This is a genomic window from Bradyrhizobium sp. AZCC 1577, assembly GCF_036924575.1.
Classification (GTDB): domain Bacteria; phylum Pseudomonadota; class Alphaproteobacteria; order Rhizobiales; family Xanthobacteraceae; genus Bradyrhizobium.
In genome coordinates, this window is sequence record NZ_JAZHRQ010000001.1 from 7,701,795 (window position 1) to 7,726,692 (window position 24,898).

Annotated in this window: 19 protein-coding genes and 3 pseudogenes; 11 read left to right on the forward strand and 11 right to left on the reverse strand. The window is 58.9% G+C overall.

Annotation, left to right across the window (positions count from 1 at the left end):
• Positions 1 to 715: 715 nt before the first annotated feature.
• Positions 716 to 4,012, reverse strand: a complete 3,297-nt coding sequence (locus V1278_RS36580; RefSeq protein ID WP_334384035.1) for a peroxidase family protein — start codon at positions 4,010 to 4,012, stop codon at positions 716 to 718.
• 647 nt (positions 4,013 to 4,659) lie between these two features.
• On the opposite strand from V1278_RS36580, the pseudogene V1278_RS36585 reads away from it, so the two are divergent.
• The 3 genes and pseudogenes from V1278_RS36585 to V1278_RS36595 all read left to right on the forward strand — a co-directional run bounded on the left by V1278_RS36585 (position 4,660) and on the right by V1278_RS36595 (position 5,698).
• Positions 4,660 to 4,922 (forward strand): annotated as a pseudogene (locus V1278_RS36585) (hypothetical protein).
• Positions 4,923 to 5,043: 121 nt separating this feature from the next.
• The gene (locus V1278_RS36590; protein ID WP_334365129.1) at positions 5,044 to 5,265 is read left to right on the forward strand and encodes a hypothetical protein; all 222 of its coding nucleotides are present in this window, start codon (positions 5,044 to 5,046) and stop codon (positions 5,263 to 5,265) included.
• A gap of 10 nt (positions 5,266 to 5,275) precedes the next feature.
• Complete coding sequence (locus tag V1278_RS36595) at positions 5,276 to 5,698, forward strand: hypothetical protein (protein ID WP_334384036.1); 423 nt, start codon at positions 5,276 to 5,278, stop codon at positions 5,696 to 5,698.
• Positions 5,699 to 5,735: 37 nt separating this feature from the next.
• Here the strand turns inward: V1278_RS36595 and V1278_RS36600 are convergent.
• A pseudogene (locus V1278_RS36600) lies at positions 5,736 to 5,975 on the reverse strand (Ku protein); the annotation flags it as partial.
• On the opposite strand from V1278_RS36600, the gene V1278_RS37110 reads away from it, so the two are divergent.
• Complete coding sequence (locus V1278_RS37110) at positions 5,913 to 6,173, forward strand: hypothetical protein (RefSeq protein WP_442894657.1); 261 nt, start codon at positions 5,913 to 5,915, stop codon at positions 6,171 to 6,173. The pseudogene V1278_RS36600 and the gene V1278_RS37110 overlap by 63 nt on opposite strands.
• Before the next feature lie 893 nt (positions 6,174 to 7,066).
• Here the strand turns inward: V1278_RS37110 and V1278_RS36610 are convergent.
• The 3 genes from V1278_RS36610 to V1278_RS36620 form a co-directional block, all read right to left on the reverse strand.
• The gene (locus V1278_RS36610) at positions 7,067 to 7,489 is read right to left on the reverse strand and encodes a hypothetical protein (protein WP_334384038.1); all 423 of its coding nucleotides are present in this window, start codon (positions 7,487 to 7,489) and stop codon (positions 7,067 to 7,069) included.
• Positions 7,490 to 7,773: 284 nt separating this feature from the next.
• Positions 7,774 to 8,757 carry an ABC transporter substrate-binding protein gene (locus V1278_RS36615; protein ID WP_334384039.1) on the reverse strand — a complete coding sequence of 328 codons (984 nt, stop codon included), beginning with the start codon at positions 8,755 to 8,757 and terminating at the stop codon, positions 7,774 to 7,776.
• Positions 8,758 to 9,049: 292 nt separating this feature from the next.
• Positions 9,050 to 10,366: an adenylate/guanylate cyclase domain-containing protein gene (locus V1278_RS36620; RefSeq protein WP_334384040.1), complete on the reverse strand. Its 1,317-nt coding sequence runs from the start codon at positions 10,364 to 10,366 to the stop codon at positions 9,050 to 9,052.
• A 701-nt stretch (positions 10,367 to 11,067) separates the two neighbouring features.
• Between V1278_RS36620 and V1278_RS36625 the strand changes: the two genes are divergently transcribed.
• The 6 genes and pseudogenes from V1278_RS36625 to V1278_RS36650 all read left to right on the forward strand — a co-directional run bounded on the left by V1278_RS36625 (position 11,068) and on the right by V1278_RS36650 (position 17,768).
• Positions 11,068 to 11,886: a Crp/Fnr family transcriptional regulator gene (locus tag V1278_RS36625; RefSeq protein ID WP_334384041.1), complete on the forward strand. Its 819-nt coding sequence runs from the start codon at positions 11,068 to 11,070 to the stop codon at positions 11,884 to 11,886.
• A 1,199-nt stretch (positions 11,887 to 13,085) separates the two neighbouring features.
• Entirely contained in the window at positions 13,086 to 13,748 is a 663-nt protein-coding gene (locus V1278_RS36630) for an SOS response-associated peptidase (RefSeq protein ID WP_334384042.1), read from the forward strand.
• A gap of 239 nt (positions 13,749 to 13,987) precedes the next feature.
• On the forward strand, positions 13,988 to 14,155 hold the full coding sequence (locus tag V1278_RS36635) for a hypothetical protein (protein WP_334384043.1): 168 nt from the start codon (positions 13,988 to 13,990) through the stop codon (positions 14,153 to 14,155).
• A gap of 390 nt (positions 14,156 to 14,545) precedes the next feature.
• Positions 14,546 to 14,993 (forward strand): annotated as a pseudogene (locus V1278_RS36640) (transposase); the annotation flags it as partial.
• Between the two features lie 693 nt (positions 14,994 to 15,686).
• The gene (locus V1278_RS36645) at positions 15,687 to 16,136 is read left to right on the forward strand and encodes a hypothetical protein (protein WP_334384044.1); all 450 of its coding nucleotides are present in this window, start codon (positions 15,687 to 15,689) and stop codon (positions 16,134 to 16,136) included.
• Between the two features lie 255 nt (positions 16,137 to 16,391).
• The gene (locus V1278_RS36650) at positions 16,392 to 17,768 is read left to right on the forward strand and encodes an OpgC domain-containing protein (RefSeq protein WP_442893794.1); all 1,377 of its coding nucleotides are present in this window, start codon (positions 16,392 to 16,394) and stop codon (positions 17,766 to 17,768) included.
• A gap of 953 nt (positions 17,769 to 18,721) precedes the next feature.
• Here V1278_RS36650 and V1278_RS36655 read toward each other — a convergent pair.
• From V1278_RS36655 to V1278_RS36665, 3 genes are all read right to left on the reverse strand, one after another.
• On the reverse strand, positions 18,722 to 19,114 hold the full coding sequence (locus V1278_RS36655) for a VOC family protein (RefSeq protein ID WP_334384046.1): 393 nt from the start codon (positions 19,112 to 19,114) through the stop codon (positions 18,722 to 18,724).
• A gap of 140 nt (positions 19,115 to 19,254) precedes the next feature.
• The gene (locus tag V1278_RS36660; RefSeq protein ID WP_334384047.1) at positions 19,255 to 20,694 is read right to left on the reverse strand and encodes an IS1182 family transposase; all 1,440 of its coding nucleotides are present in this window, start codon (positions 20,692 to 20,694) and stop codon (positions 19,255 to 19,257) included.
• A gap of 92 nt (positions 20,695 to 20,786) precedes the next feature.
• Positions 20,787 to 20,921, reverse strand: a complete 135-nt coding sequence (locus V1278_RS36665; protein ID WP_334384048.1) for a hypothetical protein — start codon at positions 20,919 to 20,921, stop codon at positions 20,787 to 20,789.
• Between the two features lie 78 nt (positions 20,922 to 20,999).
• Between V1278_RS36665 and V1278_RS36670 the strand changes: the two genes are divergently transcribed.
• Positions 21,000 to 21,779 carry a class II aldolase/adducin family protein gene (locus tag V1278_RS36670; RefSeq protein WP_334384049.1) on the forward strand — a complete coding sequence of 260 codons (780 nt, stop codon included), beginning with the start codon at positions 21,000 to 21,002 and terminating at the stop codon, positions 21,777 to 21,779.
• Between the two features lie 311 nt (positions 21,780 to 22,090).
• On the opposite strand, the gene V1278_RS36675 is transcribed toward V1278_RS36670, so the two are convergent.
• The 3 genes from V1278_RS36675 to V1278_RS36685 all read right to left on the reverse strand — a co-directional run bounded on the left by V1278_RS36675 (position 22,091) and on the right by V1278_RS36685 (position 24,798).
• The gene (locus tag V1278_RS36675; protein WP_334384050.1) at positions 22,091 to 22,333 is read right to left on the reverse strand and encodes a DUF6894 family protein; all 243 of its coding nucleotides are present in this window, start codon (positions 22,331 to 22,333) and stop codon (positions 22,091 to 22,093) included.
• Between the two features lie 528 nt (positions 22,334 to 22,861).
• Entirely contained in the window at positions 22,862 to 23,572 is a 711-nt protein-coding gene (locus V1278_RS36680) for a Crp/Fnr family transcriptional regulator (protein ID WP_334384051.1), read from the reverse strand.
• A 422-nt stretch (positions 23,573 to 23,994) separates the two neighbouring features.
• Positions 23,995 to 24,798 carry a class I SAM-dependent methyltransferase gene (locus tag V1278_RS36685; RefSeq protein ID WP_334384052.1) on the reverse strand — a complete coding sequence of 268 codons (804 nt, stop codon included), beginning with the start codon at positions 24,796 to 24,798 and terminating at the stop codon, positions 23,995 to 23,997.
• Positions 24,799 to 24,898: the final 100 nt, after the last annotated feature.

Below are 24,898 nucleotides of genomic sequence, written 5' to 3' on the forward strand. Positions count from 1 at the left end.
CAGCAGTGGTCAGTCACCGGGTATCAGCGCGTTTTCGCCACCATTTCGGGGGCCAATCCGACTTCCGGTTCAGGTCATTCGCGTCGATTTGGCCGGACCACGGCAACTTCCGGTCTACCTCGGTGAACGGACATTCTCAGGACAGGCGGGCATGTCAAGGTGCCACTTACGGACTCATGCACCACAGCAAACGACGAGTGCAAATGGTGCCTTGTTCAATACGTCGTCGGCGTGCACCTACCGATCCGGGTCCGTTCGGCAACCAAGATATGTGGCCACCATAAGCGTGATGCCAGCGAGTGGGCACGCCGCTGGGGATGTGGCGCTGCTTGGCGGAATCGTCTACCCGAAACCGCTCGCCGGGCACGCGCTGACTGCTGGCTGGTATACGTCGGGTTGATAACGAACCCCCGGGTCGGGGCGGTGTGCAGCGGCGCGTATTCCTCTCGCACGATGAAGAGGTCTGAATGGCTGGGAGGCCGATGGCAAAAGTAAATGTCTCCTCGGTCAGGTCGGCAAAGGAATCAGCTGAGGTCCGAAATTGACTAACGCAGACATTATCGACCAGCGGGATCGCAATTCTGACGCTATGATCATCGCTACCTAGATCACCGCGCTGGACGCGACACTATTGGTCCCTTGTGAGAAAATGGTGAGTCATCTCACAAATTGAGCAGTGCTGCGCCGCCCACTTAGAGCGACGCAGCATTTGGTCTTATGCCCAGTCTCGATGGTGCAATCCATTCGGCTCTACGTCCAACAAATCGATGGTGTCGTCGTCGCCGACTTGCAGCAGCGTTCCGCCGTGATGGTCGGAGGATACTTTGACATAAACGTCGTTCAAAAGTTGCAGCTTGTCCACTTTCGGAAAATCCGTGATGGTTGCGGTGTTGTGTTCACCCTTGAGAGAGTCAAGGTTGAACACAAAGGTGTCGGCACCGTCACCGCCGGTCGCTTCAGCTGAGCCGTCTGCCAGAATCATCTTATCAGCAAATTGCAGGCGTTCGATATTCTGCAGCGTGTCCGTGCCCTCGGCACCGACCTTGTCGGTGACCGTGATTGAGCCATCGGCATTATGATCGATCGTGTAGTTCTTTGCCCTACCCGAGAATAGGGCCGTGTCCGTGTCCGGGAGCGGCTCGCCGAACGGATTGCCGTTATCACCGATTAGGTGGTCGTCGCCCTGCCCCCCCTTCATCCAGTCATCGCCCTCGTTCCCCAGCAGCTCGTCGTTGCCGGTGCCTCCAAAGATCTGATCATTGCCGAGGCCCCCGAAGACCTCGTCGTCGCCATCGCCGGCTTTGATGCGATCGCGGCCCTCCAGGCCGACGAGCAGATCGGAGCCTGCGCCGCCCCATACCTTGTCGTTTCCGGCGGCGCCGTTGACGAAGTCGTCGCCGTCGCCGCCGGTCAGGCGGTCGTTGCCGTCGCCACCGATCACGGCATCGTTGCCGAGGGCGCCGTCGAGGACATCGTTGCCACCGTCGCCCCAGAGCGTATCGTCCCCGGCGCCGGACTGAATCCTGTCCGTCCGGTCGGTACCGCCGATCACGACGTGATCGTCGCCAAGAAACCCTAGCTTGCCTCCATGCTTGGTCATCACTAATGGATTTCCGGCAGCGTCGACCGGATAGGTTGACGGGTCGCCGGCTTCGATCGTGTAGGTGGGCACCGCGAAGACGTCGAAGGGAAGGTGAGTGGTATCAGTGTTGCGCATCACCAGCTCGGAGAATGAGGTGCCCTCGAGCTGATTTAGGAAATTCGTACCTTCCAACCGCGAAAGGTAGTAAAAGCGGTCACCATTCTGCAAATTTTCCATCTGAGTCTCGAACACGAAGTTGAAGGTCGAGCCCAGCAGCCCGCCCGACGCCAGCGGCTTCTCCGCCAGGCCCCCGATCCACAGATCAACGTCATTGAGACCAGTCTCGACGCCGGCGAAGGCTCCAGTGCCGTTGAGAAAATCAGTGTCCGGGCCAACGCTCTCGTCTGCCGCCGTGGTCGGGTCATCCGCCGTCCCATAGACAAGCGTGACGGCCGCGTCACGTTTCTCCGCCACCGTGGCGGCATCAGCGAGCAACGGATGAACGCCGTACGCTGCAATGAAGTTCACAAGAGACTCTGGGTGCTTAATGCCGCTCCCGAATTCCGCCCAGCTCGCATATGGCTTGAGATCGGGATCTCCGGTTGTTGCGTAGAACTGCTCGCGGACACTGTTGAGCGGTGCCACGCCGGTGTCACGGCCGCGCGCGAGGTTGATTGTCGCAAGGTCCAGAGGCAAACCGAGAAGATTGTTGCGCAGCGCACCGGTAACGAATTCGTCGACGCTGTTGGCGACCTCGCCCGTTGCTCCGCGCACGATCTCCGCTGCAGCATCGCCGTCGGCGCCACGCTCCGCATAGGCGAGCGGATTGAGGAAGGCGTCAATCAGGCTGAGCTGCTGGTCGCCCGCCACCTCGGCATTGGCGTCGACCACGTTGCCGTCGGCATCCAGACGGTCAACAGTCTCGCGCAGCAGCGAGTGCCCGAACCGATAGACCGTGTGCGCGAACTCGGCGACGATCGCCGGATCGATGGTGACGTCGTGCGCCTCGAACTCATCGATGTTCGGCTGGATGCTGCGTGCAAAGTCCTCGAAGACAAGATGCTGGTATTGCATCTCGGTCGCAAATCTGCCGGCCTGGAACAGGTACTCGCCATTCCAGTCACTGTCCTGGATGCCGTCGGACATATCCGCTCCCGGCTTCAGCCACGGGCTCACGAATGCTGGATCATTGTCCGCTTCGGCCAGGATCACCTCCTTCAGGTGCCCGATCAGCCGGTTGTGTTCCGCGTGGAAAACGTGATGAACGGCGGTCAAGCCAATATTCTCATTCCCGCGTCCGTCGCCGGTGATGTAGTGGGCATCGAGCAGCTCATTGTCGTAGTTGCCGCTCGTATCCGACCCGTCAAGGTTCGAGAGGCTGACCTCCGTGTCGCCGTCCGCGACCTTGTCGGTCGGAACGGCATCATGGGCAATGTCGTTCAGAAAGGCGTGTCCGGTGCGGATCGCCCCGGTGGTGCTGATGGGATTGGTGGGGTTGCCTTCTGTCAGGATGTCGTCGGGCGTGCCCGCAATGCCGTCAGCGCCGGGCATCACGAGTTGGGCGTATCCATGAGCTCCGGCCAGGAAGCGCCCATAAGAGTCGGTTGCCAGCAAGGGAATGTTGGTCACATCGGCATCGGTCAGGTCGATGCCGAGCAGCTCCCGCGCTTGCGCTTTGACGTCAGCCCATGTTGCCAGGCCGCCATTGACGCCTTCGAGCAGACGCCCGGTTGCCACCGGATTGCCGTTGGGGTCAAGCATGTACTCGCGCAGAAAAACCTGGTGTGACGGATGCGACGTGTACGTCTGGTTCTGATCGATGAACGGTGTCGTCTGGTTCGTGTGCTCGTGGACATCGTCCGAAGTTCCCACGACCCCGTCTGCCCCGGCCAGGTTGGTCGCACGCGTCAACACCATGAAATTGGTCGGGCTGCCTTCAACGTAGAGAGGGTCGTCCGGCTGCAGTGGGATAAACACTGTCCCGCTGTCGCCCTTGTTCACCAGATCCAGGCCATGGTCGAAGAACTGGCCGAAGAACGTGAACCACTGATTGAACGGCGCCGCGCCATCGGAATCCACGTTCGGAATAACCCCGTCGCCATCGCTGTCGACTGCGGCGGCCGCCGGGTTGCTGTTCGCATTCTGGTCGGCAATCAGATTGCTGATGATCCGCGGTTGGGCGTCGATCACTGTATCTTTGGGCTGGGAGTAGGACGTCCCGAGATCCGCTTCGCGGAACACAGGATCGGTCATCCGCGGGAACACCCGATCCGCGGCGCCGAAGTCCGACTGGCCTGGCACCACGCTGTTGTTCGTGCCGTCAACCGTCCGCAGCCCGAACGGAAGAGAAGGGTCCTCCAAACGAGCGCCGGTTTCGGCGAATCGAATTTGCGCGAGAATGAAATCAAGGTCTGATCGAATGAGTTGCATGTCCGTCTCCCTGATTTCCGAGCTGTGGAATTCCGGACGCCTCTGCGAAGGCATGCAGGCTGGGGAGCGGGAGCCCACTCTGTGGCGCTTTAGAGATAACAATGCGAAAGGATGAAAGCTTTATCGCGCACAGGCAGCCACATATTTGGCAGCAACCGACGCCGACGCGGTCCGCAACATTTCATAGAAGTTGCCACGTTATAACCGCACTCGCAGGCTTCGTCCGATAGCGCCTGGGACATCGCGTCGATGGCTTCAGGCTCGATGCGGCGCGGTCGCCGAGATAGATCCGCATCTGCGAGCGCGTGTGGATGTCCGTGACCGACCAGAACATGATTTCCGTTGACTGAAAAATGTCGGCGAACTTCGGTGGTGGGTCGCGATAATTAAAGGTCCGCCGATAGCGGCGCGAAAGCGGACATCGCGGGAGGTCCGAGTCGGGTCACAAGCGGCGGTTCCCGCTTGGCAAATCTTGGTCCGGTTCATCTTGGACAGCAGACGTTAGAGACGAGATCGCAGGCAGTGGCTGCGTAGCGTTTTCCCGCCTCGTCAGACCCGGGGACAACCAGCAGACCTTGCATTTACGAATCCCTGAACTTTGTTAGCAGCCGGATCGGAAGACGTGGTCTTCGGCAGGAGCCATTTCGATGCGGATGACGAAGGAACGGCAGCCCGCTATGAGGACGCTGCGGGGCTGGGCCGTCTCCGTGTTGCAGGAAGCCGGACCGATCCGCGAATGCGAGGAGCATGGCTGGATGCAGGCCCGCGCTGATCCCCATGCCCAACAGCGCGCTCTCGTCATCGCCCGTCAGGATCCGCCGTCCGGCGTCTCTCCGGAGGCGGCCGTCGCTGAAGTTCGGGACGCCTGGACTCGCTCGGCGACACCTGCCCGGAGCGTCTGCCAGCCTGATTGCGCTTGCTGCGATCGGCAGACGATCGGCGATTGCGATGGAATGTTCTTCTTGAAAGTCCGTGAGGTCGGTCGGATACTGGAGCAGGTCCTTGCCACCAGCAGTCCCAGGAGGATGATCATGCCGATCCAGATCGTGATGGACCGCAGCGGCGACCGCCGTCACCCCTTCAATTCGGATGACGCACAAGAACTGGCGAAAGCGGAGCAGCGGTTCTACGAGCTCACCAATGCCGGCTTCACCGCGGCAGTTAGGACGGGTCCGGGTCAGACCTCGCACCTACGATCGTTCGACCCCACTGCGGAAGAAACTGTCTTCTTCCCCAGGCTGGTCGGCGGGTAACGGCCCGGCCATGTTCGGCTTTCGACCGTGGCCGCCGGGCGGCCGCTCCCGCATAAGCGCGACGCGAGCACTGTTCATCGGGCACGGCGCCGAGGGCACGCCGGAGGGCCGCTCGCTGCGGCTCTTGCGAGAATGGTTGTCGCCGGCGCAGCGAGAGCAGTTCGCCAGGAAGGGCTACTTCGAGGTCGTCGGAAGCGACAGCGGAAAGCGGTACAGGATCCACGCCGGGGCCTCGGTGAATGTATGCGAGATCGACAAAAGAGGTCGCCTGCTGGAGGGGCTGTGTTTCATGCCGATCGGCGCTCTGCCGATCGGAGACGTTATGCTTGCCCAGAAGATCGCGCTGGAGACATGCGAGGGCCAGGCGCGCGCCGTGGCCAGGAGGTTCACTCCGAACAGTTTCCATTTCAGGCAAAGCCGACCTCTCGGCTGAGAACGCAAATCGGCGTCGTTGCTGTGGCGGAGCCGCTCTATGCCGACTTACGCTGGTGTTTGGCGGTGGGTTTCTTCGCGGTCGCTTCCTTTGCTGGCTTCTTGCTGGCGATCGGTAGCAGCATCTCCTTCTGTCCGACGGACGCCTTCTTGGGCTTTTTCGCGGGCTTGGACGCCTGCTCCGAACCCACGCTCCGGCGCAACGCCTCCATTAGATCGACCACATTGCCAGCGGCCGGCCGCTCCTTCGGGGTGATCGGCTTGCCGGCGCGCTTCCGAAGTCTTGGGGCGGCCGGAGGTCCCCATCACAGGGTCACATGGGCACGCCACAAGAGCAGCAGGCCTGTAGACGAGATGCGCAGCGCTTTTCCCGACAGCAATTGGGCGATGATGGAGCGGTTCAACAATGCTTGCAGCAGAACAGGACCAGACTGAGCAAGAGCTGCCAAAAAGTATTTGCCAGCCACGGCATGTGAGGACCTTTGTTCTGGCGCTTAACGCGGCTCGTTGCAACGCGTTGAAAATGGGTAAGGCCGTTTTCCCGACAACAGTGAAGCCGGGCGCCGCTCCTGGCCGGCTGAGGCGATGTTGGCCGAATGAGTACGGGGCCGAGTAGAGAATCGGGTCCGGCAATGTTCAGCTCAGTCATCGATGTGAGCTAAGGGTCAGTTGCGTCGGCTTAGCGATGTCGGGACCACTTCCGCTCCTCTCCCAATAGCGACCGCGGCGCGGAACTGCGGCTCGACAGCGTGCCTGATTGGCAGGCGATCAGCGCGCGCACCTGGAATGCACGACATGCGGCTCCGTCGACACGCGCTTGGATTGCGGCGAGGCGATCAACTTCAATACGGCGTTTGCTGATTGCGCGCCCGAGCCCGTCCGAGGGGCTAGGGTCCTCATACGCTCTGGAACCATTTGTGAGAGTGCCCGGTTAGTTTGTGGGACCGATGGAGGACCATCGCCATGAGATATCTCGCTGCGATTGCGATAGCTGCCTTTGTCACTGCTGCTGGGCTGACAGTCTATTCTGTCGACTCATTGCCATCCGTGAAGCAGTCCACGCCGGCCACTACCCAATTGGCGGTCCGGTTAGCTGAGTCCGTGGATCCGTTTTTGCCTCGGTCCAGTAGCTAAAGCCGGCGCAACGCAAAACGCATTGGCGGCGCTGCCTTAGCCATGGCAGGCATCGTGTTGCTGACATCCACCGCGCAAAATTGAATTGGCTGTTAGCGCCATTAGCGGACTCGTGTGGCCGGGGTTCGCGTCGCGCAGAGTAACTCTACTTCATCTCGCCAAACGGGCCTGCCGCCAAATGAAGAAGGGCGCGCCGATGATTTCCAAAACTGTGAACGACGCCGGCGAACATCACCTAAGATCGTTGTGCAGGACGTCTGACGAGGCCGATGCCGAGGACGAGCACGCCGACTGCCAGCACCACTGCGCCAACATAGGCCAGATAGATGAGCCCGCTCGGGGCCCGTGCGTGGGGCGGTATGACGGACAGGAAAAAGGCCGCCGGAACCAGGATTGCGGCGATGGGGATCGAACCTCGCACAAGCCATTTCATCGCGTTTGAGAGGTTGGCCTCATCCACGTAGCGCAGCGCCACGAGCGCCAGGATGAGCCAAACGCCTGCATGTGCATGCCCGGCGCGCCATAAATCCTGGCGCAACGGGTTCTCCATGTACTTCGGGTCGCCGATCAGAAGAGAAAGGATGCTTACGCCACCATACATGACCGTCGGCATGACGATCAGAAGAATGCCGGCCAAGTGGCGTGACTCGTTGCTCATGGTCATCTCCAACCCTTCAAGAGCTCGCAAACACGACGAGACCTCGCGAGAGATATCCGTGACGACCGTTCGCGGCAATGTCGGCGGCGCGCGCAGGCCCCTGGTGCCGACTCGATCTTCGTCCGCAACCAATGTAATTGCACGCCTCAATGGCCGTGCATGACCGCTATGGGTCAATCGCGTCATTCTGACTGCCGGCAGATCACTTCCGGTCAACACCGATAAACAGACATCCTGGGCCTGCTTCGGCATGTCTCAAAGGTGCCAACAGGCGACATGGTCCCCTATTCGATGACCTCGTCAGCGCGGGTGAGAAGCGACGCGGGCAATTCTAGGCCGAGCGATTTCGCGGTCTTTAGGTTGAGAAAAAGCAGGAATTTGGTGGGTTGCTCAATGGGAAGTTCAGAAGGTTTGGCGCCTTTCAAAATTCGATCGATGTAATGTACCCCACGGCGAGCTAAGGCAAGAGGGTCGGGCCCATAAGCGCACAATCCGCCCGCTTGTACGAAGTGGGGAAACAGGGAGAACGACGGCAAGCCCGCATGCAGCGCGAGATCGGGCAATCGGTTTGGCGGGAAGTCGAACAACGGGTCAGACCACACAGACAAAGCCTCTGCACCCCTCGCCTTGGCCGTGGCAACGGCGTCAGGCAATTCGGCAGGGTCTCGTAGCTCAAAAAGATCGAGCTGAAATCCGAACTTGGCGACCCCAGGTGGATACTCTTTCGGATAAAGCAGCCGATGGATCTCATTTGCAGGATTGATGAACACGGCTACGCGCTTCGCCTCGGGCAAAAGCTCTCGAATGATTTCGAGCCCTTTGGTGTTAAAACCGCCCGGAACGAGCGTGGCGACGCCCGTCAAGTTTCCGCCGGGATGGGCAAGACTTGACGCAAGTCCCATGCCGACGGGATCTGCGACGAACAGCATGACAATTGGAATGTCGGAGGTTGCGTTCTTCGCAGCCCGCGCAGCCGGAGGTGTGAAAGCGACGATGAGATCGGGCTTCGAGCGCACGAGGTCCGCGGCAAGCGCCGGAAGCCGGTCGAGATGATAATCTGGGCTCTTCCACTCAATCGCGATGGTGGTGCCCTCAATCCAGCCGAATTTCTGAAGCTCGTCCATAAACGCATCATGGGGGCCAAGCTTGCAAGCGGGCGCGCAAAGCACGCCGATCCGCGCCATTTTTCGCCCCGATTGAGCTGTGGCTGACGCGAAGGTCAGCAGCACAACGAGAAGGATCGGCACCGTAACGGCAAATCGTCTCATGCGATCACCGTGTCAACGAACGGACAGCTTCCGCGCAGGTCAAGCAATGCTCCGGCAGGTCTGAGTTATAGCAACTTCGGGACGAGCGGGCGACCACAAATGACCGCTATGGGTCAAAAGCGCCGGTTTGGCCATGCGCCGATCACTTCCGATCTACCCCGATAAGCGGACAATTTCAGAACCGGTCGGCAGGTCGCAAAGTGCCATGAGCGGACTCTTGCTTTATTGAGCGCAACAGATCAGTTCGTCGGAGACGGGTTTACGTGCTCCGATCACCGAGCTTACGAGCTAACTATCGGTGTCCCGCAGCAAACAGCCTGACGCTTTCTTCCAGGCCTTTCAGGCGGTGGCTACCTTCATCGCGGAAGCGAATGTTTGATCCTGCGACAAGGTCGCGGACCGTGCTCGATACGAGAACCTGTCCAGGCTGTGCCATTGCCGCAATGCGCGATGCGATGTGGACTGCAATACCGCTTAGGTCATTGTCCGTCATTTCGATTTCGCCCGTGTGAAGTCCGGCCCTGACCTGCAAGCCAAGATCCTCAACGGCCTCGGTTATGGCCAGCGAACACCTAATTGATCGCGCCGGACCATCAAAGGTGATGAGAAACCCATCTCCGGTCGTTTTCACCTCACGCCCGCGATGGTGCAGGATCTCTCGCCGTACGATCTCATTGTGTCGATCGAGCAAGTCATGCCAGGCCCTATCCCCAATTGCCTCCGCTCTCTTTGTCGAGCCTACGATGTCGGTAAACAGAACGGTGGCAAGCACACGGTCGGGCTCTGGTATATGCCGCGACCCCGTCAAGAACTCCTCGACCTCGTCCACCACCCGTTCCGTGTTGCCGACCCACAGCAAATGATCATTTCCAGGCAACTCGACGTATTTCGCGTTTGGGATTTGATTAGCCAAGAACCGCCCCGCTTCAACGTTAACGTTAGCATCTCCTTCTCGATGGACAATAAGCGTGGGCACTTGGATTGACGGAAGGATTGGGCGAATGTCGATTTCACTATTCATGCGAATGAGTGCAGTGGCCGACGACGGGCTCGCACTGAGGCGTTCGAAGCGTGCGTAGCGTCGCTTACACGCGTTGTCAGAGAGCAGACTGGGGGCAAACAGAGCAAGGCTTTGACCCGTCCCCCAGTTTTTCTCCAAACGTTCAAGAAATGCCTCAAGTTGATCTGGGGGCATAACCCACGAGAGGAAGTGGCTAAAGGCACCATACAGGGCCAACGCCCGGGTGCGGTCCGGATAACTGGCTGCAAACAGCATTGACATCGCGCCACCCTCCGAGGCGCCGAAAAGACCCGCCTGGCGCGAGCCAACTGCATCCATCACTGCGCGCACATCGTCCATTCGCTCTTCAAGTGTTGGCACTCCCCCTATTCGGTCGGATAGTCCGGTACCCCGCTTGTCAAACAAGATAAGGCGCGAGAAGGCAGCGAGGCGGGTCCAGACCTGCGCCCGGACTGGATCTTCCCATGCCAGATCGAGGTTGGAAATAAAGCCGGGAACAAACACGAGATCGAAGGGTCCGTCGCCCACGACCTGATAAGCGATGCGAACGTGACCGCTCTTGGCGTATAGAGTGTCCGGAACCAGCATCGGGACCTCCGCGAGGCGTTTGAGCTTACTACTTTCCGACGCAGTTACCACACTGCGCCGGGCCTAAATCCGACCCAGATCAGACTGCGCGGATAGCCATAGGCCAACAACGCCACCACAGCGGCGCGACTATCCGACGGCCGAAGTTCTACTTACTCGGGTGGAACTGGCCGGCGGAGCGATCGCTCATCAAACCATTCACAGGCTCGGACGAATGATCCAGCCTCGCTGAGAATGCGAAATCCCGCAAAAAGAGTCCAAGGAGCGGAGCCCGCGCATGAGCCACCGATGGCCCGCAACTCGCAAGAGACGCGATCAGGCTGCACGTCCGAATTGGGTCAATCGAGTCAGTTTGACCGTGTATCGACGACTTCGGCTCAGCCCGTATCAACAGACATCGCGACCGTGCGTCGGCATGTCTCAAATGTGCCAGACTCGGAAGTTCCCGATTTTGCGACACTATTGCCCTGCACTTGCGAAAGCCGCCTGGGAGCCGGCGTTACCTCTCTTCAGCTCAGGGCAGATGCGACGGCAAAGCGAACTAGAGAGCGGGCAATTGCCGAATTCACCGCCCGAGGTAAAATCGATCGATTGCACCGAGACCGCTGGTAATCTTACTCAAACGGTCGTTATCCGACTTCAATTATCAGTATCCGGGATATCCGACGAATACCGACGGCTTTTGCGCGGAGGATGATCCGATGGAGTCCAGCAGTGCAGATTCTTCGACGATACTAGACCGCATTCTTGATGCGGCGGCGGACAATCTCAGGATCGCAAAGATTCTGGTTCAGATGGGTCTCGATCCGAACAACATCACCTACGACGCACTATTCAACCGGCTGCTGGAAATTGTGCTGGCCAACATCACGCTTGCCAATATGTTCGCCCTGGTTGGCGCCATCTTTCTTGTCGCTACCTTGCTGATGCATACAATGGTGCCGCTGCGCGTCGCGAACATGGCCGGCTGTACATTCTTCGTCGCCTTTGGCGCGCTCTCTGGAAACGTCGGGACTTTTATCCTGTATCTGCTGTTGCTGCCGATCAATGCAATTCGCCTCCGCCAGATGCTCAATCTGATCAAGAGGGCACGCATCGCGACGGAGGGCGATACCTCATTGGAATGGCTCAAACCGTTCATGACCGAGCGCAAATATCGCAGCGGCGATAAATTGTTCAAGAAAGATGATGCGGCCACCGAGATGTTCCTGACGGTCACTGGAAAGTTCCTGGTCACGGAGATCAGCGTCGAAATTCCGCCGGGACGTCTCATGGGCGAACTTGGCTTCCTTACTCCCAATAAACGGCGAACCGCGACCGTCGAATGCATAGAAGACGGACAAGTCCTGACCATAACTTATGAAAGGCTGCTCGAAATCTACTTTCAAAATCCGCAATTCGGCTATTACTTTCTCGTCCTGACCAGCCAGCGCCTGCTGGAAAACATCTCGCGGCTCGAAGGAATTATCGCACAAGAGAAAGCCGCGCGGCAGACTCTAGCTACGGATGACATAGCTTAACCTTTGGCTCTTGATGTCCCGCACTTTTGGTAACAGGACATCCCGACGCAGTGCGGGTCTCGCGAGGCAACAATTTCCGGTTCGGGTCAAGTGCGGCGGTCGAGGCTAACGGCAGCTACGTCCGATCCACCTCAAAAAGCCGACGCTGCGGCGTAGGTTCTGATCTTCAGCTAAGGGCCAACAGCGGACTAATGCACGATGAGCGCAGCGGTGTCGCCAGCAGCACTTTGCGTGATTACCCCTATCCTCGTGCAAGATCGAGCAGCCGATCCCTCTCGGGAGTCTGCGGCCGCGCGCGCCCTGCGCCCCTTCGGCTTCTATATGTGGCAATCGCAATTGCGATCCACGTTGCGTGGAAAGCCAGTCCGGCCAGCAGGACGAATTGACCGGGAATGGGCCCAATAGCTGCTCGCAGCCAGAACTCCTGCCCGCTGCGCGGGCGGCCTTCTTAGCGTTTTGGCGGGCCGTTTGGGCGCGCATATCCGCGCCCATGATCCGGCCGCCCCAAATGACCTCGCGTTTCTTGGTGCTCATGACTCGCAATTACAGCGCTACGGCGCCCGACTCGCAATCCACGACCCTTAGAGATGACATCGCCTCCGTGGCACTTCCACTTGGTCAAGCCAGCCGCGGCAGGACCAAGGGAAAAGTTGCAAGAGGGTTGGAACGGTGGAAGCGGAGAAGCGTCGAGTCAAGGCAAACCAAACCTTACCACCGCCGTTGAGGGTGAAATGGCCCTGCACTTCAGCCGCATTGGTCCTGCGACAGAGGAGTTAGAGATATGGAGCGCGAGCGAGTGCGGCTTTTCGTTCGTAATCAGTAACGAGAGTCGCGGTGGGCCGGGACTTCACGGCAATCCCGGCTTTGTAGCTTCTTGGCGCCCTATCCATATTAACAAAACAGCGATCAGGGTTGGGCGGATCACCCTTTAAGACGTACACCGAAGCCGAGACGGCCTGTGAGGCCATATGGTGGACGTATATTTAAGCGCCAAACGTGATCTGCTCGTTGTGAAGAAGGGATTTCCGATGGCACTTGTTGGAGCGTCGGGGAAATGGCGTAAGAGCAAGAAAAGAGTTGTCAAAGTCAGTGACGAGATCAACTCCGCGCTCCAGAAGCAGGGCTACTACATGCGCAAGCTAAGGGACCTGCATAGCAATAGAGACTAGCGCAAGAACGATCCTTCGCGGCAGCCTTCGATGTGCAATCTCTACAGCATCACCACCAACCAAGAAGCGATCCGCGCACTCTTCCGCGTGATGAACCGCTACGTCGGCAATCTGCCGCCGATGCCGGGAGTGTTTCCCGATTATCCGGCGCCGATCGTCCGCAACGCGGGCACTGAACGCGAATTGGTCCTGATGCGCTGGGGCATGCCGCCACCGCCGCGGACAGGCGGGCCGCCAGTGACTAATATCCGCAACACTTCCTCGCCGCATTGGCAGGGCTGGTTGAAGCCGGAAAGCCGTTGCCTAGTGCCTTTCAATAGCTTCGCTGAGTATGCGCCCGAACCGAACCCGGAGACCAAGAAGAAAGACGTCGTTTGGTTCGCAATCAATGACGATCGGCCGCTGACCTGCTTCGCGGGCATTTGGACCGAGTTCAAGGGCGACCGTGGCACGAAATCGAAACCCATCCCCGGTCCGCACAATGTCTACGGCTTTCTCACTACCTCTCCCAACGCCGTCGTCGAGCCGATCCATCCCAAGGCGATGCCGGTCATCCTGCAGACAGACGAGGAGCGCGATGTGTGGATGAGGGTACCGCGGGATGAAGCGAAGTCGCTGCAGCGACCGCTGCCGGATGATGCTCTGGAGATCGTTATGCGGGGAGCGGACAAGGAAGATCGGGCTGCAGCATAAACGGCCTCCTCCAAGCGCAAACTAACCTACCGTAAAAATACGGAAGTCGTGCAACCGCCGCTTGGAATACCCGCATCGGTAAGGTTGAGCAGTTAGCTTAACGCGCGACATGCGTTGCTCTATCGAGAAGTTGAGTTATCGATAGACCCGCCGGGCAATTGCCCTCGTCCGGTCCCCAAGCAAAGCCGTCAGCGAACATACTCCGCTGGCGGCTTTGCCTTCAAAGGAGCGCGCCACCGATGGCTGGCAAGTCTTGGTCTTTTGCAGATGAACGTCGCGTTATCGAGCTTGCCAAAGCATCGAAGTCTTTAGAGGAAGCCGCTCGAATCATGAAGCGCACGCCTGAGCGCATCCGCAAAGTTGCAATGCGGTTGGGCGTTTCATTCAAAACCGAGAAGAAGAAATAATCTGCCACCAGCACTGCCGCAACCTTATCCGGGCAGGCCACGTCAGATCGCTAGGAACAACCTTGTCTGCGAACCAGTTTCGTTTGTGGGCCACTCAGTACGCGTATCGGTGGCCCGGCGCGGCCCCCGCCTCAACCCCATGCCCCCGAGAGGGCGCGGGGCCGTGTCCGCCAATACCATGCGGTGGCGGTGCCAGCCCGGATGAAACGGTGCGGCTGCAACGCTGGGCCGCGCGGCCTCGCAGGTACTTAGTCCAAGTTCGCTAGTCCCTCGAAAGCGGACATCCGCCCCGTGCGATTGGCTGGTCCGCTTTGTGCCGATTGTGTTGAAAAAGTCTTCGGTTGCGCGGGTTGATGTTCGCTGATTCAGTCGTTGCGAGAGGACTGAATCATGATGGGACATCAGCGAATTGAGCAGGCCGCGTTGTTCTATGAGTTTTCGCTCGAGCGGCACGTTCCGGCCGATCACCTGTTGCGATCGATTGACAGGTTCGTGGACCTTGACGAGTTGAGGCGAGAGTTGTCTCCCTTCTACAGCGCGATCGGTCGTCCCTCGATCGCCCCCGAGCTGATGATCCGGATGCTGTTAGTCGGTTACTGCTTCGGCATCCGCTCGGAGCGGCGCTTGTGCGAAGAGGTTCACCTCAACCTGGCATACCGCTGGTTCTGCCGCCTTGGGCTCGATGGTGACGTGCCCGACCATTCGACCTTCTCGAAGAACCGGCATGGCCGTTTCCGCGACAGTGATCTGCTGCGACGGCTGTTCGAAGCCATCTTGCGCCGCTGCATCGACGAGGGTCTGGTTGGCGGAGAAGGCTTTGCGGTCGACGCCAGTCGCCCAGAACCTCCGGAAACTAGCCAAGCTGGTCCCAATGCCGCAGCCAAATCCGGCCTGAGAAGCGGTCGGCTGCACCGCATTTTGCGGCCGCCTCGGTCGCGAACCGACTTCTTCAACGGAATCTGCCAGAAGCAGACGTTCCTTCTCGCTCAGCGCGACGGGCGAGTTGATGTAATTAGTTTGTGCGACGCTAACGAGGGCGCGCTGTATCGCTGATAAACCCGATGGATCGAGATCAGAGACGCCACACCGCAGCCTGCCCTTCCGTTAGTTAGCCAGCGGTTGTGTTAAACCTTCACGCGTTCATAATTCGTGAATTGACTTTGCCGATGATCGGACCAGCCTCTGCCTTTCGATCAAGTCGCGTATGACCGAATTTGACATCCAGCTAAGGATGCCAGGTTACGCATCTCGGTCCGCTACTCGCCGCAACGGGTCGAGCCGAGCTGACACGGTTCCAAAAGTAGCCAGTCAGTCCCACCTTCATCTTTCGCGACATGTAAGTGCCGCTGCCTGAAACCTCTTGCCGGTGGTGCGACACCTTCGATGAGCTACTCATCGAAGTTTCGAGCCCAGCACGCAGCGGATTGCAGCTCCATCGGCGTTATTCGCGAAGTCCTTAATTCGTCAGGTTTCTGCGGGCCTCGCGACGCCGCGATGGCCGCCAATGTCTCGATCTCCGGGAGGGAGAGACATGATGAAGCGATCGCCTATTCTCTTTTTGGTGGCTGCCGCGAGCTTCGCCGTCATATGGCTGGTTCCCTGGTTTGTTCTGGATGCTGATCTGCATTTTAGAAAGGCGGATGCCGCTACATCAACAGCCATGCCATCCAAGGCCGTAGCTTCCGAGCCTTTCAAAACGGCCCACGCCGCTAACCAAAGGACGACGAGGATACTTGCACTGGATCAGGCTAGGCATCTCGCTTTCTGGACCTCCGTTCTGAAAAATAGAAAGCAGGCTTGTGGTGTTGTTGTTCGGACCATGTATCAAGGCGGCACCGAATCTGGGGTCGATACCTGGAGCATTGGCTGTCGGGACGGTAACCAATATTCGATAAGTATTAACCCGGACGCGCAGGGCTCTGATGCGGAGTTTCCGGTTTCAGTTTGCAGTGGAAGCGCTTTCGCCCGCAGTGCTGAATAGCGCCTGCTCAGAGCGCGCAGCGCCCGCGACATCGTCTCTGTGTGCCAGTTCTTATCGGCTGCGGCGGCGCCTCGTCGCCAACGTATGAGGATGATCATGACGGTGACCCGATCGCGACGTGAAACGGTGGTGTTCAAGCACCCGTTCCGGATCGCGAGCGTCGAACGGCTGTTTCCGGCTGGCTCATATGAGGTTATTACCGACGAAGAGTCGATGGAAGGCTTGTCATTTCCGTCCTTTCGGCCCGTCGCCACCATGATGATGGTGCCTGCGCCGGCACCCCACAGCTCCGTCGAGATGGTAACGATCAGTTCGATCGATCTGGCCGCTTCTCGGAAGCCGATGCGATGGCGCCCGGATAGTGACGCGGCTGTCGACCTCGACAAGGATCGTGGCAGGGCCGCGCCAGACATCCGGCGGATGCTGGCGGAGATCGAACGCAATGCCAAGGTGTTGCGCGGTCGGCATCTGCACCTCGAACCCGAGCTGCTCGCGACACCTGCGAAGCCACTGGTGGGTGCGCTGCCGGAGCTGAAAGGGCTCGGCCGGGACCTGCGCATCGATGCTTGCCGCGGCATTGCGCTCTGGTGCATCTTTCTTGACCACGTCCCCAACAACATCGGAAGCTGGCTGACGCTGCGGAATTACGGTTTCAGCGATACCGCGGAAGTGTTCATATTCGTCTCGGGTGTGACCTGCGCGCTGGCCTACGCCAAGGCATGTTCGCGCGACGGCTGGGCCGGCGTGATCAGCCGTACGCTGTGGCGAAGCTGGGACATTTACGCCGCATTTCTGCTGCTCACTGTCGCTTGCGCCATGATGGTTTACCTCGCAGGCGCCGGACGGTTTGCCGACGAGAGCAATACGCGTATTCTGTTGGAATATCCCGGCGCGACATTCGCACACGCGGCGATCCTTCAATACCGTCCGGTCAACACCGACGTCTTGCCGATCTTCGTAGTTTGTCATCTTTTGTTCGCGCCGCTATTGTGGCTGCTGTTGCGAGTGCCGAATCTGACACTCAGTGCCTCGCTGTTGCTTTATGCGTTGGTGCACGTCTTCGGCTGGACCGTCCCGGCATGGCCAAACAACGTCTGGTTCTTCAATCCGCTGGCCTGGCAGTTGCTGGTCGTGCTTGGCGCGTGGTGCGTTATCGCGGGCAAGGGGTTGCGGCCGTGGTTGACCTCGCGCACGGCACTTGTGCTTGCCGTTCTCTATCTGGCAGTTAGCCTGATCATCGCATTGAGTTGGAGTCTCAAACCACCGGAAGCGCTGGTCCCACAAGCGCTGGCGAAGCTGGTTTACCCGGTGGACAAATCGAATCTCGATCCTTTGCGATTGCTGCATTTTTTTGCACTTGCGATTTTGGCGGTCTGGCTCGTACCTCGGAATTGGCAATGGCTGACGACGCCGGTGATGCGCGGCGCGATCCGCTGTGGCGAGAACTCCCTGGCAATCTATTGCCTTGGCGTTCTGCTGGCGCTCGCCAGCCACATAGCGCTGGTCGACATCTCGGATGGACTTCCGATGCAGATCGCGCTCAGTCTCGCTGGCATCCTGATGATGATCGCGGCCGCAACGCTGCTGAGCTCGATCAAGATCAAACCAAGGCAGCAACCAGGAGTGACTTGAGGACGCGACTGGAGCGTAAACGCTTTTGAGCTTATCCAAAGCAGTCAAATGTCCGTTCCGGTAGAGTCGAGGATGGGCGCGGTAGCTTGGGGCCTATGGCCAACGCCCCGTTTCCCATCCCCGCTCATCAAACCGGGCGTGCCGATTGCCGGCACCCGGCTTTCCGACTGGCTTCACCGCAAGGCACACGGAGACAAACTAACCGCACGCGGCTTCGGCACGGTGAGTAACTCTCCTTCGCCCCTCGACACAGCAATCTCCGGCGGCGCCTGTCATTGTTGGTGTTTGCAGGCTCATCGCCAATCACCACGACCTCGCCATCTTCAAAAGCGCACCAGAAGTCGGGGCCCTTTGCTCCGCCGGCATTACCCGGCATCAACGCTCTTATTGCCCCGTCCGACTCCCGCCGTGACCACCGCCTATTGCGATGCTGAGGCCGCTACCCTCGTCCGCGACGGGTCTCCCCCTGTAACTGCGAACCACCCTTCCGACGTGCCGTGCCCACTACCCCGGCGGATCGCGTGGGTGCGCGTGTCGATTACTTCCCCACGCGTGCGGCCTTCCCCAAATGACCGGAGGGTCGGCATCCGCATTCGAACTTTCGAGGCCTGCTCGGGCTTCACTTTGTTACGGCCCATCGAATCGCTCAGCAGCCCAAGGCCGCCTTCGTCGCAGGGCTTCGACCCAGCCAGTTACCCGGCCGTGCCGCCTGCCAGCTTCCGGACCAATCGACAATTATCCGGGTGAGACCCTCCCTCACTGGTAGTTCGCGCCCTCGGAGCGCACGGTCAATCGCGTCGGTTTGACTGCGTAGCGCCGACGTCCGGCCAGCCCCCGTCAACGGACACCGTCAGGTCGGCCCGGCAGGCCCGTTTCGTGCCAAAAGCAGAAGCTTCTCTCGCGCGTATTTAAGTCGCCCGGCGGCGGCGGACACTCAAGACCGCGAAACGCCATCATAGCCCGAGCCGGAGAACTTCGATCAGATCCAAGCCGTTCCCAAATGGGTCTGCCATGTTCGCAATGCGACCGTATTCGCGTATCTTAACTTCGCGATCAAGCGAACCTCCCAAGGCGATCAATCGCGAGACAGTTGCGTCGATATCAGACACAACAAAATCTAGGTGAACCGGCGTCCAGTGCCGTTCGTAGCTGCGGCACACCTTTGTACTGCCGAGGTCCGCAATCGCCGGCCTATTAGCAAGAAGATAAAGGGGGCAATTCGCTCCCGCGAGCTCGATCCATGTTGGGCTCAACCGGCGCTTCAAAATCAGGCCGAGACCATGACAATAAAAGTCAATTCCCAGATTTGCTTCGGTCACCTCGACGTAAACATGTACAAGAACCATAGCCGCCTCTCCTACCGGCGCAGTTGGATGCAGGAGATTAGCACGACTTATTCAAGGTGTTCTTCTTCGTCGGCTATGGGTCTTGGCCGTGTAAAAACGCCCTTCCAGGAAGTCGATGAGAGGCCAGGACCGGTTCAGTCTCAGGCTGCGATCGCAGCCATCAGCGGCTTGGCTCCGACGATGTTCATGACCCGTGTCAGATTATAGGCCAGGACCGAGAGAGCCATCTCGGCGGCTACTTTTGGAAGCGTTTTGGTGAGGAAGTGTGTCGCCCCCATGCGGGCCTTCATCGTGCCGAACGGATGCTCGACCGTCTCGCGACGCTGGCGCATGGCTTGGGGCGTGGCATCAAGGCGCTGCTGCACAGCTTCGAGCAGATGCTCGTGCTCCCATCGCGGAATCCGCCGCTCTGGCCCTGTCGTGCACTGAGACTTGAGCGAACAATTTTGGCAGGCGCTGGTCCAGTAACGCCTTATCTGCTTGCCATCTTCCTCGCTCGTAAAACGATATGGCAGTTGCTCTCCAGCCGGACAGCGATAGGCGTCCTCCTCCGGCAAATAGACAAAGTCCTGCTTGCCGAAGCGTCCATCCGATTTGGCGCCAGACGTCTGCGGCTTGGGCAGAGTTACTGTGATGCCGGCCTCGTGGCAGGCGAGGATCTCCGCGCTGCTGAAGTAGCCGCGATCGGCAACGGCCTCGAGCGTCTCGGTCTGTAGAACAGCCTTCGCCTGCTTGCCCATATTGGCAAGTTGTGCCCGATCTGAACCGTTGTTCGTTACCTCATGCGTCACAATCAGGTGGTGCTTGGTATCCACGGCGACCTGCACGTTGTAGCCGACAACGCCGGAACCGCGGCCGCTCGTCGCCATCGAGCGGCTGTCCGGATCGGTCAGGGAGATTTGCTGGTCTGGCGAATCCAGCATCTGCTTCTCGTAAACCGCAAGCTTGCCCATTTCCTCCTTCAGCTTCGTCAGCTTCTCGGTGAGCCTTGTTACCTTTGCGGCCAGCGCCTCGCTCGGCTCCTGTCGATCGGCCGTGTCAAGCTGGCTCAGATAGCGAGCGACGCTCTCCTCAAGCTGAGCACGCCGCCGTTGCACCTTCGCCTTTGTGAAGTTCCTGTCCCGATTGCTCACGGCCTTGAACTTGCTGCCATCGATGGCGACGCTCGCCGTCGCAAGAAGCCCCATTTCGCGGCAAAGTTCGACGAAGCGCGCACAGACCTTGCGAAGCGCCAAGCCGTTATCCTTCCGGAAGTCCGCGATCGTCTTGTGATCGGGAGCGAGCCGGCCCAGCAGCCACATCACCTCGACATTGCGTCCGGCTTCTCGTTCGAGCCGGCGGCTCGACTGCACCCGGTTTAGGTAGCCGTAAATGTAAAGCTTAAGCAGAACCGAGGGATGGTACGAGGGCCGACCAGTCGCCGCCGGCTCCACTCCTTCAAAGCTCATCTCAGCCAAATCGAGCGCACCGACAAACACGTCGATGACGCGGACGGGGTTGCCCTCGTCAATGAAATCATCGAGGCACTCGGGCAGTAGCGTCCATTGCCCACGATCGGCCTCCTCAACGAAGCGCCTCATCGATCCCCCCTAGAATCACGGGAGAATCATAACAGCGGCACGGCGTTTTCACACAGCCAGGGTCATGAACGGACATCTCGTCATTCATTCGATTACCTCGTGCGGGCAAGGAGTGCCTGCGGCACGGTAATGCCGAGCGCCTTAGCGGTCTTGAGGTTTATCAGATCGACTTTCGCCGTCAGCAACTCCAGCCGCTTCGATCCGAGTTCGACATTCAACGAGGTCACACCCGTGAGATTGCCTGATTTTGTGCGTTCCAAGCCGTGCTAAAGTGTACCTGCAACTTCCGCATGAAGGAGAGTGCCATGAGCGTCGCTAACCCCAAGAGCTCCCTCAACGTCCGCGATCAAGTCAGCAAGGATGAATGGGATGCGCGCGTCAACCTCGCTGCAGCCTACCGCCTCGTCGCGCTATACGGGTGGGATGATCTCGTCTTTACCCACATCTCCGCTCGCGTGCCGGGACCCGAGCACCATTTCCTCATCAATCCATACGGGTGGATGTTCGAGGAGATCACCGCGTCTTCGCTCGTGAAAATTGATCTTGAGGGCCGCAAGGTGATGCCCTCGGAATATGACATCAATCCCGCCGGCTTTACCATTCACAGCGCGGTGCACGCTGCGCGCCAGGACGCATTATGCGTGATGCACACTCATACGCCCAATGGCGTCGCGGTATCCGCGCAGAAGAACGGCCTGCTGCCGATCTCGCAACAGTCGATGTTCGTCCTTTCTTCACTCTCCTATCACGACTACGAGGGCCTCGCGCTCAACGAGGATGAAAAACCGCGCCTCGTGCGCGATCTCGGCGACAAGAACTTCCTGATGCTGCGCAATCACGGCCTGCTCACCGCGGCCGCCTCGATCGCCGACGCATTCGCATTCATGTACACTTTTGAAGCGAGCTGCATGATTCAGGTCCGCGCGCAATCCGGTGGCAGCGAGCTGATCCCCATCCCCAAACCCATTCTCGACGGCATTCAAATGGCTCGGAATAAGGTCACTCGGGGGGTCGGCCCCGGCGCACTCGCCTGGCCAGCACTGCTTCGCAAGTTGGATCGGTTGGATCCGTCATTTCGGGACTAGCTATTTGCGACTAGCTTGCCCGCTCGGCAGATTCCAGTGTCCTTGTGCAAGAGCAGGCCGACTCTCCGCGCCTGATGCCCTGGGTAGGCTGCCTGCCCGCCCGGCTTCAAGCAGTTGAGCCAACGGCCAAGGGTGCACTAAATTGAATCACGAGGTCCGTTCCGGGTCAAAAGCGTCGTTTACACCGTCCGACGAAGACTTCCGGTGTACCCCGGTGAACGGACATCGTCAGGGCCGGTCGCCATGTCTCAAAGGTGCCAATAGGCGACATCGGATCGTTCGCGAAATGAAAGTGACGCCGCCAGGCGGCCTTACTTCAACGCCTCCGGCAAAATATCCTTTGCCCGGATAGTCATAAGTTCTTTCCCGCTTTCATCCGCGATAATCACGCTCTCCAACGGCAGGCCCGTTGCGTGCTTGATCCCGTCGGCCAAGAGTTCTCGGACAGTAGTAGTCGCCGCCGCTTGGGCCGCTTCCAAGCCGGGCAACTCTTGGCCCTCAACATCCCGGACAATCTCCCCGCCACCTCGTGAATGAATGAAAAATCTGGGCATCCGTCAGACTCCTTTGGAAACCGCGACCGCCGGCCTTGATGAACGTTCCTACTTCGGCGGTTGCAGTCTGGGCGAGGTAGCCACTCGCTGATGTACGAGCCGGTTTCGGCCCGGTTGTTAGAGTTCTCCTTGGCTGAGCAATCGACTTTCGGCCGACTTGGCTCTACGAGATTTCGTTCGACCAATCGCCGCAGGAACGGCTTTCATCGTGTAGCACCTGCCGCACTCGAAGACGCGGTTCTCGAATCCTCTCATGCCGGGGTCTACACGCTGCAAATCCATGCATTCGCGACACGTCGGGCAGCGAGGACGTTCGGTCGGCAACAGTTGAGGTAATCCACTTCCGCGCATGGACACTCTCCCGGTGAGCTATCCCTGCCTCCCAGCGAGCTATCCCCGCGTTAAAAATATACCAAAAACGATGTTGGCGTCTGTAAGGTATCCGACAGGACCAATTCAGGACATAGGACAGTGGCAACGAGCCCGTCGTGGCTCGTGCATGGCCATTTACGGCGGATAGTTCCAAGATCAAAGGGAGTTTGGCTTGAGGGGACCGAGAAGTTCATCGTAGCGCTGCTCTATCCGATCGTAACAATCGCAGGCGACTGCATGGAGGCTTTCGATGTCCAGAATGGAGATGCGCCCCCTGCCGATTTGAATAAGGCCGGCTTGTTGGAGGGTGCGCTCGACCAGATTGATGGTGGTTCGCTGGACGCCAAGCATCTGTCCGAAAAATTCCTGCGTCAGCCGGATGTCATTGCTTCCCAACCGTTTACTGCACTGGAGAAGCCACCTTGCTGCGCGACTCTCAACGTGATGAAGTGCCTGGCAGGCAGTCGATTGCTGCGCTTGTGCGAGCAGGGACAAATCGAACAGCGCAATAATCTTTCGGAAACTTTCGCTGTCTTTCCCGATGCGGTGGATTTCCGACGCCGGGACGCGCACAGTTTCGCCTCTGACTTGAACGACGCACTCGGCAAATGAAGTCATAATGCCGTGGATCGAAGACGAACCGATCATTCCCTCTCGGCCAACGATGGAAGTCTCGGCGCTCCCGCCCTGTTCGGTGCGTGCGAGGACCGAGATGATAGTGGATTGCGGGAAGTAGGCGAATTCGATGTCCGATGAGGAGCCATGAAGCAACTCACCATGCTCGACAGTCATTGTCCTCATGTGAGGTTTCAATAGGGTTAGCGTCGAAGAATCGAGCAAACTTAAAAGATGATTTTCAGCGGCCACATTAGCTCCAGCACAAAAATTCAGGCGGGAGCTTCAACGCTCTCTGTCACCGATACCTGAGGACAATTTCGGCAATAGACCCACCATGGGCGCACAAGCGGCCAATAGCGAATTAATTGTGCGACAATAGTCGGGTATCCGACAGTTCGCCCGATATATTCCCTGCATTGGGCATTCGATGGCCGCTTAGGGTCAATCGCGTCACTTTGACAGCGCGCCGCGAACTTCTGCTCTTCCCCGATCAGCGGACATCGCCGAGCGGGTGCGTCAGGTCCGAAAGGTGCCACAAGCCGACATACGCGGGTGCGCAGAAATTCCGCTCTAATGGAATGGCCCGGCCGTGCTCCGGCCCTGCCAGCATCGACAAGGAGCGGGCGCAATCGGGCTGCAATCCGCACCGAGTTTCCGTTCACTAGGGTTTGTCATCGCGTTACCATTCCTCGAACGGCCCAGGCACTACTTGCAAAACTGCGCGGGCCGTCCGGAAGGCCGGCCAGATAAGCTGCCCTGACGCTTGACTGGATCTGCCGCTGTGTCGGCTCAGGCAAACCAGCCAAGAACTCACTGTGGGTCCCTTGGCCGAAAACAGCCGGGATCCAAAAGTCTTCAAAGTTCTCGAAGTCCATCCGAATAGTGAGGAGTGTCGCAGCCACGTCCGAGAGGCCAGCATGTTGGAAAGCGGTCTGCAGCTCATTCGGCCGTGTCATCGGACGGATCAGTAGACCTGACCTTCGCTGCTCCGCCGGCGGATGGATCGCTGCAACCGTGTCCCAGAACATTCGCCGGCTTGGCATTCCTCCGAAAGTATCCCAGACCGCTGCGGCAACGACACCGCCCCGCTTCACAACACGAACCATCTCAGAAATGGCTCTGACCGCGTCGGGCACGAAGTGAAGAACCAGAAGAGATAAGGCCATTTCGAATTGAGCCGACTCGTATGGCAAAGCCATCGCATCGCCTTGTCGTACATTGATCGATGCTGCTCCCTTCCGGGTGTTTAGCGCCTCCACAAATTCGGACTCATAGTCCAAAGCATCGATCGATGCGGCTTTGCGCCGGGCGGCGATTTCGAAGGTCAAACTTCCGGTCCCACAGCCTACGTCCAGAACCGCCCCACCCTCAACGAGCCCCGCGAAGTCAAGGAAATCTGAAGCAAGTCGTTTGCTCCACCGTCCCATGTAAGAGTCATAAGCCTCCGGATCGCGCGCCACAAAGTTCGAGGGCATTGTTCACCGCTTTTCCGTAGTTCAGGCGGACTACGCTCTTGGCTGTGAGCATCATCCAACCTCTTCAATGGCATTCGTTTTGGCATGCGTCCGCTGTGAT